Here is a 15,574-nt window from a genome sequence, read left to right as displayed (position 1 = left end):
TTCGGCTGTTTTCGGACGCGGCATGCCGTGCCCGAAAATGTGCATTCGGCGAAATGGGTATTATTACGTATCCTGTTTGAACGACGGCTTTCTTTTTTCGATGAATGCGCTTGCGCCTTCGACAATGTCAAAGCCCTCGAGAACGGTCTGCCCGACTTCCGCCTCGATGCGCAGGCCCTCCTCCAGCGGGCGGCCATACCCCATCAGCGCGGCCTGTTTATCGGTCCTCATCGCGCCCTGCGGCAATTTGCACAACTGGTGAGCCAACTCCCTTGCGCGCTGAAGTGATTTTCCTTTTGGAACGATCTCGTTGGCGAGCCCAATGCGGTATGCGTCCTGCGCCGAGACGAAGCGGCCGGTAATGATCATCTCCATCGCCCAGCCCATGCCGATAATGCGCGGCAGCCTTTGCGTGCCGCCATCGAGAAGCGGCACATTCCAGCGGCGGCAGGCGACGCCCATCTCGGCATGTTCCTCGACAATGCGGATGTCGGCCAGGCAGGAAAGCTCGAGTCCGCCGGCAAGCGCGAACCCGTTGACGGCTGCGATGATCGGCTTGTAGATGTCCACTTGACGCGTATAGCCCATATAGCCGGGGCCACTGGTTATGAACCGGCGGCGCTCGTGGCGGCTCGCATTCGGTCCCGGCCCGAGCGTTTGCAGATTTCTCAGGTCTGCGCCCGCACAGAAGGCTTTGTCGCCGGCGCCGGTCAAGATGGCGACGTACAGTTCTTCGTCATCCCGGAAGGTTTTCCACGCATGTTCGAGGAGCGATGCGGTCTCGCCGTCCACGCAATTGCGCACCTCGGGCCGATTGATCGTAATGATGAAGACTTTGTCGTCTCTTTCAGTAAGGACCTTGCTCATGCTGTGCCTCCGTATGTGAGAGGACATAAATTATCCATGGAATGCGCGGTGTGCACGCGTATTGTATTAGATTGGAGAGAGCGAAATCAAACAAAGGGAAAGCCGGTCCGGCTTTTATGAGCGGCCGATGCCGGAGGGAGCGGGCCGGGACATATTTCGGCGGGCCGTCTTCTCAGCCCGAATTCTTCTTGCACGCACGGCCACGGTCTCCAGGAGCCTGCGCTGGTTTACCGATAGCGACGGACTCTCACAGTCGATTGCGGCGTAGGCGACGTTGTTCTTATTCGCCAGCGGCCGTATGACCGCCTGCGCATTCATCGCCGGCGCGCAATTGAACGAGCCGAGGTTGATGATTCCGTCATAATCATCCTGCTTCACCGAACAGAGGTACCGGCCCGTAGTGCCGGTCGTCTCCGTAAAGCCGATGTGCGTGGCGTGGCTCGAGCCGGCTTCGATTATGTCCACGTACGACGTATGCGTCGCAAAGGCAAGGCCTGATTTCTCGATGATGTTCCTCAGCCGTGTCTCGATGAGATCAATAAGGTTCAGGCGGAAACTCGACTGTTGCGCCTTCAAAGCATGTTCGGCATCGGAAGTCTGAGGCAACTCTTCAAACTGCTGTCTCGGATTAATCACGCCCCTCTCGAAGCCGTATCTCACAATTTCTTCCGACGTAAGCCAGCTCAGTCCTTCGGAAAAGGGAACGACCTTCGCGAGAACGCCTTGCTCAAGAAGGTATTCGGTCACAGGGTCATTGATAAACAGCAAATTGAGTCCGCCGATGATGAGCACTCTGGGTGTTTCCTCGATGGGAGCTTTCAGCGGGATTTCCGCCAATCGTTCGGCCAGTTTCTCGAGCGCCTTTTCAAGCTGATCCTGATCTAAGGTAAAGTTTTCTATGAAGCCGTCGAGTTCGGCTTCGAATATCTCGATGGCGGATTTTTTATCCGTTGCGAGACACGCCAGCGCGTTCCGCACCTCCTCCAGGAGGTCCCCCAACAGGAAGCTGCCGCTTACGCCCATCTCATGCATGGGCGAGAGTCCCAGGAAGTTGTTTGCTTCTCCCGACCAGATGCCAAAGATGACGTTGCTTATATTGAGTCTCCTGCCGAACGTCTCCCATATCAGGGGCCACGCGCCGTTCTGGCAAGGGCCCTGCTGATTAAGCGTCAGGTAGATGCTGATCTCGCTGTCGGACCGGTAATGCTGGATGTCCTTCAACGTGGCGCCGGCCATGGCCGTCATCGGGACACATTCTCTGCCGGAACACAGCCGTCGCGCGTACTGCATTATCCCGGAATCTGTCTCATCGGCCACCCTTACTTTGCGGCCGTTCAGTTGATACACGTGCCGGAGCAGGCGCCGTGCGATCGGGTTTACGTCCACCGTTATGATATGCGTCACGCGCGGATCATCGTATTCCACTCTCTGCCCATCGCTGTCTATGATGCAATCCATTTCGCTCGAAAGCCGTGCCTGTCTCACCGGTTGCCTGGCGGAAGTGCTCGATCGGCCGGCTTCGGGCGTCTTGAATCCCTTTGCCCGCTTGCGGCGGCGTTCCTCCACAATATCGAGAAACGCGCCCACCCGCGTTTCAAAGCCCGCATGCGCGGTATGCGAGTCAAGTTCGAGGTAGCAGAAAGTCGATCCTGCCAATTCCTGCCGATAGTAGTGGTACATGCTGGCGTCGGGACCGCACGAGAAGCAGGATACAAGACAAATGGATACGTTCTCCGCCTTGTTTGCGTGGGCGACGGCATTACTGATCTGCTGCGTAAAATGCCAGACGTCCCTCTCCGGAAGCGCGTTTTTCAATAGCGGCAGCATATCTGCCGAGACAACATGATAGCCCCTGCTGGCGATCTTGCGAGGCAGCGCGAGATTGACCTGAGGAGAGCAGGTGATGTATGGCCTCCCTGCAATGATCACCATAGGCTCGCCGCTTAGTATTTCCAGTTCGTTCTCGACCTGTTCGCGGTACCGCTCCTTGAACTTTGCGTAGTGCTGGAGAGCTTTTGCCGCGGCGTCTCTTCCTGCGTCCTCATCCAGGCCCAACGCGGCCGCCATCCTCGCTATTTGGCTCAGGGTGGTCTCGATCAGGTGTTCGGAAAGCGCGATATGAGGCGAGAGAATCTTTTCCGCCGCGTCGTTAAAAGCAGCCCGAATGATGTCCGGGATCAGAGCCGTAGATGGGCATGTGTAGCTGTGGAGAGAGCCATCGGGAATCTCCAGTTCGATCACGTGCGGCAGGAAAATGAAATCCACGTCCCGCCTCAACAAGTCATATGTGGCTCCATGAACGATTTCACACGGGTAGCAAATGGGTGACGCGACTCTGGCGTTTCCGGCCTTTGAAGGCTCGGACAGCACGACGTTGTATCCAAGCTCATTGATCAGCTTCGCGTAGAACGGAAACAATTGAAACGTCGTCAGCGCCATCGGGATGCCGATAGCGCCGCGCGCTTTTTCGACACGGCGATGGCCGAATTCCTCAAACATCATCTTGTTCCGAATAGCTATCAGGTCGCGTCCTTCCTCCGCCGGTCGGCCCGTATGACGCAGTTGTTCATATTTGGAGCACAGCCCGCCGAAGGGATACATTCCTCCGCGGATCGATATCTTGCGGATCTCACATTCGTTGTCGCAGGATTTGCACCGGAAAGCGCCTTTGACATCTATCTCGCCTTGCGAAAGTGATTCAAGGTCGAGGCTGCCCTCACGCAGAAAGCCGTCCCGCAAAAGATCCCTCGTCATGAGCGCCGCCCCCACACAGCCCATAAGCTCGGGATGAGCAGGCACAACGACGCGCCGCCGCGTGCGCGCGGCAATGGCCAGCGCCACGGCTTTGTTCAGGGCGACTCCGCCGAGAAACAAGAGGGTATCCCCGATATGGCGTGGGCCGACTATACGCGATACGTAATTATCGGCCACTGAGTACGCTAATCCCGCGATGACGTCTTCCCGGGCGGCGCCCTGCTGGAGCGCAGTGCGCAGGTCCGTATTGATGAATGCAGCGCAGCGCTCGCCAAAGGCTGTGGGGTTCGTGCTGCTTTGCGCGATGTCGCTAATTTCGGTTACTGGAACGCCCATATCCACGGAGGCTGATTCCTCAATAAAGCTTCCGGTCCCGGCCGAACAGCCTTCGTTCATGGCGTAATCTATCGGTACGCCGTGCAAGAACGAAATGAATTTCGAATCCTGCCCGCCTATCTCGAATACCGTATCCACATCCGGCACTTCCTCGGCGGCCGCTCTGGCGTGCGCAAGTATTTCATTAAAGCTTTTGCAGTTGTCGAGAAAGACCGATACCATTTCCCTGCCGGAGCCGGTCACTGCCGCCAAAATCACTTTTATGGGTGTGCCGCCCGTTTGCTCGATGAGTTCCCGGAGACAATTCTTTGTCGCCCGGACCGGATTGCCCAGGGTCCTGAGATAACAGCTCGCGCCGACTGAGCCGTCATCAACATTGAATAGTACAGCTTTCGTGGTGGTTGAGCCGGCATCGACACCAAGGATGTACGGGGCGTCTTTCACGATCCGCTGCCCAAAGCCGGAACGCACCCGATAATCCAACAGCGGCTCCGCCTCCCTCAGCGGTGGCAGCGTCTCCAACTTAACCTTCGCTTGCGAAAACCATTTATTGGACGGAGGGAGAGCAATGTTACCGGCAAGTTCCGAGGCAAAAAGAGAAGCCCCGAAAGCCTCCAGGTACGGACTTTCCGGAAGCACCGTTACCTGTGATTTCGGGAACATCTCGCGCAGGATTTCGACGAAAGGCTCATTCAGCGCCATTCCTCCACAAATCATGAGGGAGCCCGTCGGCCACTGCGCTGACTCGACCATCTTATGAACCCGTTTTGCCAGATCACGAATGAGCGACTTCGCTATGTCCTTCGGAGCGCATTCCCCCTTGTTGAGCTTGTGAGTGGCATCGGATTTACAGTGAACGGAGCAGCGCGTGGCCAATTGAACGATTTCGCCGCCTGAACTCGCCCGAAGTCCCTCCTCAAGCGACAACCCCATGCGCTCGAACTGCTGGACGATAAACTCGCCTGTGCCGGCCGCGCATTTTGAAGTAGAAATGACGTTCCTGATCATTCCGTCTCTCATGGGATAAACACTGAAGGTTTCGCCGCCAAGCGAAAGGAGAATATCAGGCTTGAGTTCCAGAAACGAGAGGGCTTTTTCGATGCATTCGGTCTCCGGGCGATAGGGGAGATCAAGCAGGGCTCGAGCCGTCTGGCCGGTCACAACAATGCAATCGCTTTCTTCAGCGCTGCGGCGAAAGATTTCCCGCACAACTTTCTCAGGATTCCCCCCGTGACGCGCGTATTCCGTGACAGTGCGTCCATCAGGCGCTCTGCGTACCCACTTGATGGAAACTGCGCCGATTTCCATTCCATCGAAATATTGTCTTTCGATACCTTGCCCGGTTTGTTTTTCGTTCACGATCCCCTCTCTTGCCTTCTATTCCTGCTGCTGGTGCTCGTGCCGCTGTTATCCTTGAAAATCGGCATCAATATAGGCCTCTTTCGGGCGCCTTCGGAGATAAAAGTATAGCAGATGGCAGAGGGAGTTGTCTTCGAAAATCCACAAAATAGATCGGATTGATCAGGTAAGCTCTATTTTTCACTAGGAGGTAACCCTTCAAGTTTGAGAGTCAAGAAATCAGCGAGGCGAAAATTTAGAACATGCACTGTTCGAAGACGTGTTGGACGGATGCCCGCTCGATCAGGATGAGTGCGATTTCACGAGTCTCTTTGGGGATCAGACAGAACCTTTTGTTCCAGGTATTTGACTCGATGGTGCTTTGAGTGACCTTAATACGATCATAAGTTTGTGCAACTTTCTGGTTGACAAAGGTATAACCTATGTGATAAGTTGCCTTGCGGCACAATAGAAGAAGTTTCCTTCTTCAATTCACAGCGGGACTTCGGTGGCATGCCCCAAGCAGGAAGAGCAAATCCTCTGTCTGTATTATCCTTAATCTTAGCCACGTTACACCGTTTGTTGTCTCAATTGACGAAGAACCCACCTTCATTTTATTGTAAAAGTGCGAACACACAAAGGAAGAACGGAGTTTTTTCTACGAGTAATAATAAGGAGGCAGAGTCATGAGCAAGCGAGCAATCATTAGTGTGGTAATTCTGTCATTGATGACATGCTTCGTGCTCTCGTCGTCGTCATTCGCCACCGAAGAATGTGAGATTCATTTCCCGCCGATTGTGGGCTCATTCGATTCGCCATCGTTTGAGACTTCCGCGGTTGTCGTTTCAGGCACATACGCCTATGTCACGGACCCTACGGGTTGGGCGAACGAATCAGGCCTTTGGATATTGGATATATCCAACCCATCATCTCCGTTCATAGTCGGTTCTGTCCATACGCCGGGTTCCGCTGGCGGAGTCGCCGTTTCCGGCTCTTATGCTTACATGGCGGATGGATCGTTGGGTCTGCAAGTTATCGATGTATCCAATCCGTATGCCCCTTTTATAACGGACACTGTCGATACGCCTGGCACTGCGGTGGGTGTTGCTGTCTCGGGGACCTATGCGTATGTGGCGGATGGATATTTTGGTCTCCAAGTAATAGATATATCCGACCCTTATAACACCTCCATTATCCGTTCAATCGACACGCCATCGGGTGCGAACGGAGTTGCCGTTTCAGGATTCTACGCCTACATTGCGGACAGTTATTCCGGGCTGCAGATAGTGGAAATATCTAATCCGTTGGCCCCTGCCATAGTTGGGGCTGTTGATACTCCAGACAACGCTATAGGAGTCGCCGTCTCAGGATCGTTTGCATATGTGGCCGATGGAGCTTCAGGTTTGCAGATTGTAGATATATCCGACCCGTCCGTTCCATACATAATCAAATCGGTCGATACGCCGGGTGAAGCTCATGGAGTGGCTGTTTCCGGAACGTATGCCTATGTCGGGGATAATAGTTTCGGTCTTCAAATTGTGGATGTGTCTGACCCATCCGCTTCCTCTTTAGTCGGCTCAGCGTATATCAGTGTTGCTAGAGGCGTTGCCATTTCGGGAACGTATGCCTATGTCACTGACGATGCATGGGGCCTGAAGATAGTGGATGTGTCAAGCCCTTACAGCCCTTTCATAAATTCCTCGATATCCATTGTCAGCCAGCCCGACATGGCCAACGGGCTTGCGGTAGCGGGAAACTATGCATATGTCACGGCTTTTCGTCAGGGCCTTAAGGTAGTGGATATATCCGATCCATCTGCTCCCTTCTTAGTGGCCACGGTAGATACACCTGGCTATGCCAACGATGTTGCTCTGTCGGGTGATTACGCTTATGTCGCGGATGGAGATTTTGGCCTTCAGATAATCGATATATCCAATCCATTGGCTCCCTTCATCGTTGGTTCGGTAGACACGCCAGGCTATGCCGACGATATTGCTATTTCATGGACGCACGCATATGTCGCAGACGGCAATTCCGGCCTTCAAGTGGTGAACATATCCAACCCCGCGGTTCCTATTATGGCCGGCTCGGTAGCCACTGCGAACTATGCCCAAGCGGTCGCGGTCTCATGGACCTACGCATATGTTGCAGTAGGGAATCCTACTCTGCAAGTAGTGGACATATCTAATCCTTCTGCTCCTTATATCGTCGGTTCGGTGGATACGCCGGGCGGCGCACATGACATTGCAGTTTCTGGCGCATATGCCTATATCGCCGATGGTACTTCTTTGGCAGGTATGTCTTACTTCCAAATAATCGATGTATTCGACCCGACAACTCCTTCGGTAGTCGCTTCGCTCATTGAGCCGGGTCAGTCAACTGGGATTGCCGTTTCCGGGATGTATGCGTATATAACGGATGATTGGGTTGGCCTTAGGATAGTGGACATATCAAATCCATACGCACCTCTCGACGTCGGTTCGCTAGCTACTCCAAGCGGCGCGGCAATGGACATCGCTATTGCTGGTTCGCATGCCTACGTCACCGCCGGAAGGGAGCTGACGATGGTTCAACTGTGTCGGGACCAAACTCGAGAAGCCGTACCATTGATCCTCGGCACTCCTGTCGACATCACAGCTCAGCCAGGGCATTGGGCCGACTTCTATGTTGACGTGCCCGCGGGCACATCGGTCCTTCTGCAATTGAGCGGTGAGTGGGAGGAAAATGCTTCCTTCTACTTTTATTTCGACTATACGGACATGCCCACACATTTCAGTTTTGACGGCCGATTAGGTGCACCCAACGCTGGACCCGTATACGAGCTATTGGTTCCGGCATCGCCAAATACAAGGCGGATCTATGTCTCTGCATATAACCGATTGAGCACCACCACTTCAGCAACCATCTCAGCGATCGCAAAAGAGAAACACGTTTCGCATATCAGTATAGGTACTGGCGGAGACACAGGCGAGGTGAGTTTCATTGTCTCTGGCCTTGGTTTTGTCCCTACGGGCATGCAGGCAGAACTCGTGTGCGAATCCACCTCCATAGAGGCGAGTTCAGCAACACTCGTGAGTCCGACCGAACTTCTGGTATCATTCCACCTGCCGGATGCGCCACTCTGCGATTATGACCTTCGGATAACATGGCCAACGGGTGAAACCGAGACGTTGGCGGCCGCATTCACTGTGACGGCAGGTATTGGCCCCGTTCTCGAGGCATCACTTCAAGTGCCGGGATCAGTTCGCCCGGGGCGCACATACACCCTCTACGTTAAATATGCCAACGTTGGCGATGCAGACATGGTCCCGCCAATCTTTGTGGTCGAAAGCGTGGAGAATGCAAGGATGAGGCTCTCATCAAATGACCCACTCGAAACAGGGCCGGCTCAAGTCCTCGGGATCAATCTCGATGGTTACGGCGGCGTGCTCTCTCCCGGGACATCATGGGGAATCCCTGTGGTCTTTGAAGTGCCGCCAGGAATGCCTGGCCATTCCTATCTGCATTTCAATCTGAGTGTGATGGATCAGGCCGACAGCCCTATCAATTGGGAAGAGGTCGAAGCAGAGGTGCGACCTCCCGATGTCGACCCGGAGGTGTGGAATCGCCTATGGCCTATTCTCACGGCCCAAATCGGTTCGACATGGAGGGACTATCAACAGGCTCTTGCCGCAGATGCGGGGTATTTGAGTACTCTTGACCGGTACGTGTACAGCGTGCGCGACCTTTTCCGTTTTGAGATTGAAAAAGCACTCAGCATGAATCCGCGCGCTTATCTCGCGGGGCAGCTCGATGCATATTGCCCCTCGCCGGGGCTTCCGCTTGCCTTAGGCCGGCTATTCCCGAACGGAATGGATAAGCGGCTTTATCAAGGAGCGTTTGGCCTGGGCTGGACTCATACCTACGACATTTATCTCGAGCAACTGGCCGACGGAGATATGTCGCTCCATGAGGCGAATGGCTTCACACGGTTCTTCCATAGAAACGCCGACGGCACTTACAGCGCCCTCGTGGGCGATTACGGAAGGCTCACGTCAGACGGTTCCACGTTCACGCTTACCGAAAAAGATCAGACCGTCTATCACTTCCGAATCGATTTGAGGCTGGAATATATTCAAGACCTCAACGGGAACCGCATCTCGGCATCCTATAATGAAATGGGCCAACTGACCGGATTGGCGCATTCCTCCGGCAAGAGTTTCCAGATTGGGTACAACCCGCAAGGTCACATTTCGATTATCACCGACCACGCAGGCAGAGTGACGACGTATGAATATGATGCCTTAGGCGAGCATCTGCTGAGCGTGACCGCTCCGGGCAATCGGGTAACAAGCTACACATACAATGGCTCCACAGGCGTTCCGGACGATAACGCGCTCGTGTCAATCACATACCCCAACGGCAGTCACCAGTATTACCAATATGATGGCTTAGGCCGCCTCACCGAAGAACACCTCGACGGCAACGCCGAGCAGATTACGTATACCTATGACGACTTCGGAAGAGTTACCATACATGACCTCGAGGGCGGCTCGGTGACGATTTCGCCGGATGAGTACGGACAGCCGGGCAGGACCACGGATTCGCTTGGACGCACCGTCAAGACTGAGTACGGCAAAGACTTCAACCTGTCCCAAGTCACCCACCCCGCATGGGGTGATTATAACCTCACCTATGACCACTTGGGCAATGTCGTGGCGATGCGGAATCCCTTGGGGCACGTGGTAAATTTGGCATATGACACGCGTTTCAGCGCACTCGCCTTGTTGCAGGATGCGCTTGGAAACAAGACTTCGTTCCTCTACGACGATGAAGGCAATCTCCAAACCATCGCTTATGCGGACACGAGCGCTGAGTCGTTTGTTTACGACGCTCTCGGAAACGTGATAACTTACACCAATCGCCGTGGCAATACGATCACCTATCAGTACAACTCGGCTGGGCAGATTCTGAGAAAAGACTACTCCGATGGCAGGTGGATCACGTATGTCTACGACACCATCGGCCGTCTTGAGGAAGTCACCGACCCGTCGGGCACAATCTCACTCGATTATGACGACCGAGATTTCCTCACACGTATTGAATACCCTTCCGGACATTGGTTCAGCTTCTCGTATAACAATGCCGGCCAGCGCACACACCGCGTTGGTGATGACGGCTACATGCTGAAGTATTTCTATGATGCAGTGGGGAGACTGGAGAGACTGACCGACGGCAGTGACAACTTGCTCATACAGTACATCTACGACGATGCCGGACGACTCATCGGCGAAACCAAGGGCAATGGCACATATACGACGTTCGACTACGACCTAGCAGGCCAACTACTCAGCATGGTGAATTACTCGCCTGAAGATGCTGCTCAGTCCAGATTCAACTACACATACGACGAGAACGGAAACCGCACCTCGATGACAACGCTGGAGGGAACGACCGAATACGAGTATGACGCGATAGGCCAACTTGTGGGCGTCACGTATCCAAATGGCGATACCGAAGAATATGAATATGACGCCGCCGGTAATCGCATCGTTACGACTGAGAGCGGAATGACCACAGAATACACAACGAATAATATGAACCAGTACACACAGGTCGGTGATGCGACATATACGTACGATGCCGACGGCAACATGACATCGAAGGCCGATGCCTTGGGATCGACCACATATGAGTATGATATGGAGAGTCGTCTCATCCGAGTCGTTGCTCCGCCCGATGGCACATGGGAATATACGTATGATGCCCTTGGAAATCGGACCGCTGTAACTCATGACGGTGTTATCACTCGCTACGTGCAGGATCCGATTGGGCTGGTTGACATTGCTGCTGAATACGATGGCACTGGTGAATTGCAGGCCCGGTATGTGCACGGCCTAGGCCTCATTGCTCGGATTGATTCCGGTGGTGATCCCGCATACTATTCGTTCGACGCCATCGGCAACACGCGGCAGTTGACAAATGCGATTGGCGGTGTTGTCAATACATATGACTACTCGCCATTTGGCAAAGTGCGCCAAAAAAGTGAAACCATTCCAAACAAACTTCGATTCATTGGGCGATTCGGTATTATGGAAGAAGAAGTTGGTCTTACTTTAATGCGTTCAAGGTATTACAATCCCGACATAGGCAGGTTTATAACAGAGGACCCACTCAAGCAAATTGGCGACACTAACTTGTACAGGTATGTGTCTAATCAGCCGACCCGATGGACGGACCCACTCGGTCTTTTCTTATATGGTGACTACGCCAGTACCGGAGTAGGGTTTCGTGACATTGGGAGAGATTACGGGGTTGGGGTAGTTCACTTTGACACCAATAACCCAGAAAACGCAGGTTTTTACCAGTACCTGGGGGTTTATGAGCTTGCTTTGTGCGCAGGTGGGTCAATTGGGCATACGTTTGCCGTAAGTCACAAAAAAGGGGCATCGTGGTATGGATTTTCCAGACATGTTGACATCAATTTAAGACTTCTGTCTGTATCAGTCTTTTGGAACAAGGAATGGTTTGGAGTGAACATCGGAGTGGGGCTGGGAGTGGGGGCCGGCCTGGGAACCGATTTATATGGTCGTCCTTTTCCCGCCACACCACCAAGAGACTGCCTGCCGATGACAGGTCTAGACTACATACCTTCTATGGTTATTCTTCCTTGGGACCCCAATGAAAAGGTTGGCCCAACGGGTGAGGGATTAGAGGGCTACGTCTCTATCACTGACACGTTGACATATGTCGTCTATTTCGAAAACTTGGCGATCGCCTCTGCGCCAGCACAAGAAGTCTTTGTTGATGATTATCTTGACCCGGATCTTGATTGGTCGACGCTCAAGGTCGAGGAAATAGCATTCGGCAGTCACATTGTGCCGGTGGCGGAATTCGCGGACCGCTTCTATTCGCGCGAAACAGTTGACCCGTGGTGGGTTGATGTGAGCGCTGAACTTAACAATTCGACAGGTCATCTAAGCGTCGTGTTGCGCACGCTCGACCCCGAAACCGGTGAACTGCCGGAAGATGCCCTTGCCGGGTTCTTGCCGCCGGAAGATGGAACAGGGCGGGGTCAAGGACACGTGCGGTTCAGCGTCCGCCCTAAGGCTACGTTGGCGGCCGGCACGCTGATAACAAACAACGCAAGCATCGTATTTGATACTAATCCTCCGATGGACACGAATACTGTATCGAACACCATTGCGGGGCTGCTGCCGCAGATTCCGACAAATCCGCTGCCGCAGGACGGGGCTGTCCGCATATCGCGAAATACAGCTCTTAACTGGGCCGATAGCCTCCACGCCTCCAAGTATGATGTATATTTCGGCGTGAATGCAGACCCGCCTCTTTATCACGAGAACCTGGCCGTCAGCTACTCTGCGCTTGCAATACTTGATTATGGCAAAACATACCATTGGAAGATTATAGCCAAAAACGACGGCGGAGATTCGGTGGCCGGGCCCGAATGGATTTTCACCACAAAGACGAGCTTCGAGGAATGGATAGACCAGTTCGCGCTGATCCCTCTTGACCAAAGAGGCCTCAATGATGATCCGGATGCGGACGGTCTCACGAATCAGGTCGAGTTGGCGCTCGAAACATCTCCCGACAATGCCGACACCGATAACGATGGGGTGGATGACTATGAGGAGGCCTATGTCTATGGTACCGAGCCGACAAACCCCGATTCCGATGGTGATGGTCTCAACGACAGCGATGAACTCTTTTTCTACGGCACTGATCCTCTCGATGCCGACACGGACAGCGACGGCATGCCGGATGGATGGGAAGTATCATATCCTGATTCCCTCGATCCGTTCGTTGATGATTCGACCGTCGACTATGATCAGGATGGTTTCACTAACCTTGAGGAATACCAAGGCGGCACGAATCCAACGATTATCTCGTACTCCTTAAGTATGTTCGCATCCCCGGCGGAAAGCGGTTCGATCACCGGCGGCGGTCTGTATGACAGTGGCCAAACAGCCACGCTTCACGCATATGCAAACTCCTTGTGGGGATTCGACCACTGGGAAGGAGATAGCATCGCGGGGTCAAGTAACAATCCCGAATACCTCACAATGGATGGAAACAAGACTGTGACTGCAGCCTTCGTGAGAATCTATCAGACGTACTATGTGCCCGATAATTACAGCACGATTCAGGATGCGCTGGATGCATGTATGGATGGCGATACAGTAATTGTTCGTGACGGGACGTACAGCGGCATGGGAAACAAGAACCTGGATTTCAAGGGTAAGGCGGTGACGCTGCGTTCGGAGAATGGCCCGTCTAACAGCATTATCGATTGCGCCCTGGATGGCAGGGGATTCATCTTCCACAGTGGTGAGATTTCGGACTCTGTCGTGGAAGGATTTACCATCATGAACGGGTCGGTTTCAGGCGCAGGCGGAGGAATATATTGCGAAGGTTCCTCTCCAACTGTTTCCAATTGCATTCTCAAAGGGAATTGGGCCGATATAGGCAGTGGGATTTTCTGTGTGGTTTCTGATCCAACCATTATGAACTGCGCCATAATCGGAAATGCCGCGACATCTGGCGGCGGAATCTTTTCCGATATGTCTTCACCATACATAGTGAACTGCACCGTCAGCGACAACGTTGCCGAGCAGTATGGCGGAGGAATGTCTTGCGATGGTGGTTCGTCTCCAACGATAACAAACAGTATCTTATGGAACAACTCGGCGCTCTACGGAGCAGAGATTGCGCTCACCGCCGTCTCTTATCCGTCTTCTCTGGCTGTAAGCTTTAGCAATATGAAAGGCGGCGAAACCGGCGTCTATGTCGAATCCGGGTGCGATATTATCTGGGATATGTTGAGCAATATTGACGCTGATCCGCTTTTTGTAGGCGGAGGAGACTATCATCTGCGAGCAACCTCTCCATGCATTAATGCCGGTATTGACGTGGCGATCCAATCCGATATTGACGGAGAGGACAGACCCCACGGCGATGGCTGTGACATGGGATCAGACGAATACTATGGAATAGGAGATCCTGTCATAGCAGCGAGCGTGGATTACTTGGAGAATTCTTGCCTCGAGGGAGAAAGTGCGCCAGATCAAAGCTTTCTGCTCTGGAATTCAGGGGGTGGGATGCTATCTTATTGGATAGCTGATGAAGCAGACTGGTATGAGTGTCTACCTCCAGATGGCCATTCCATTGGTGAAATAGATACGGTCACGGTGTACTACGACAGCGATTTGTTGTCTGCTGGGGAATACTCCGGCGCCATTACAATAAGCGATGACGCGAATCCCACCGACGTGAAGATAATACCAGTTACACTAAAAGTAACCGGATTGCCACAAACGATGACTTTTACCTCCATCGGCGCCCATGATGGAACGGTGCTTGAATCAGAGGAAACCTCCGAAATCGGCGGAAGTAACAATTCGACCGTTGCAATTTCGACCGCCCTCCGCGTGGGCGATGAGTATGACACACTCCAGGGTGAGCGCCAGTACAAAGCCATAGTTTCGTTTGACACTTCAATTATCCCTGACGGCGCAACCATTCTTTCAGCCACGCTTAAACTGACCGGAGGGGGATTGAAAGGCACAAATCCTTTGACCACGCATGGACCATTGTATGTGGATATCATTGCTGGATCGTTTAGCGACAATCCCGCTTTGGAGAACGCAGACTTCCAGGCGTCGGCTACGGCGATGCAAGTGGCTACAATGAGTAAGCCATTGCCGGGGAGCCGCATTTCAACCGGGAACCTCGACAGTGCTGGTCTTGCTGCAATTAATGAGGCGGGGTTGACTCAATTGAGAGTGTATTTCTTCAAGGATGATAACGATAATAATAGCGATTGGGTCGGCTGTTATTCCGGTGATAGCTCAATTCCAGAAAACCGGCCACAATTAGAACTAATTTATCAGGATTAGAGATGCTCTCGGAGCGTCATGTTATGGGAGATGCTAACCTGCCCCCCAAAATAAGTACCACGTGAAGTGTGAGGTCCGAAGGGGTGTATAATTAAGCGAAACGGGAGGAGGACCTGCACATGAAGCGGTACACAGAGGAGCAGATAATTCGGATGTTGAAGGAGGCGGAAGCGACATCGATAAGCGAGACCAGCCGGAAGCACGGGGTCTCGGAATGGTCATTGTACCGGTGGCGCAAGATGTATGGCGACATGGATATACCCGACGCCAAGCGTTTAAAGGTCTTGGAGAAGGAGAACGCGCGCCTCAAGCGGATTGTAGCGCAGCAGGCGGTTGATATAGACGCGTTGAAGGAAGTACTGTCAAAAAAATGGTAAGCCCTT

At 53.3% G+C, this 15,574-nt stretch carries 5 protein-coding genes; 2 read left to right on the top strand and 3 right to left on the bottom strand.

All coding sequences use genetic code 11. From position 1 onward, the window contains the following. Positions 1–63: 63 nt before the first annotated feature. The 3 genes from C4520_00225 to C4520_00215 form a co-directional block, all read right to left on the bottom strand. Positions 64–867, bottom strand: coding sequence for a crotonase/enoyl-CoA hydratase family protein (locus C4520_00225; GenBank protein RJP26705.1), 804 nt, complete (start codon positions 865–867; stop codon positions 64–66). Between the two features lie 114 nt (positions 868–981). Then, a complete protein-coding gene (locus C4520_00220; protein ID RJP26704.1) occupies positions 982–5,316 on the bottom strand; it encodes a hypothetical protein in 4,335 nt (1,444 codons plus the stop codon). 235 nt (positions 5,317–5,551) lie between these two features. After that, entirely contained in the window at positions 5,552–5,764 is a 213-nt protein-coding gene (locus tag C4520_00215) for a hypothetical protein (GenBank protein RJP26703.1), read from the bottom strand. A 217-nt stretch (positions 5,765–5,981) separates the two neighbouring features. Here C4520_00215 and C4520_00210 point away from each other — a divergent pair, with 217 nt between their 5' ends. Beyond that, complete coding sequence (locus C4520_00210) at positions 5,982–15,191, top strand: hypothetical protein (protein ID RJP26702.1); 9,210 nt, start codon at positions 5,982–5,984, stop codon at positions 15,189–15,191. A 119-nt stretch (positions 15,192–15,310) separates the two neighbouring features. Then, positions 15,311–15,568, top strand: a complete 258-nt coding sequence (locus C4520_00205) for a transposase (GenBank protein ID RJP26701.1) — start codon at positions 15,311–15,313, stop codon at positions 15,566–15,568. Positions 15,569–15,574: the final 6 nt, after the last annotated feature.

The organism is Candidatus Abyssobacteria bacterium SURF_5 (assembly GCA_003598085.1).
Taxonomy (GTDB): domain Bacteria; phylum Abyssobacteria; class SURF-5; order SURF-5; family SURF-5; genus SURF-5.
The sequence above is the reverse complement of the archived record's forward strand: the minus strand, read 5'-3'. Positions and strand labels throughout refer to the sequence as shown.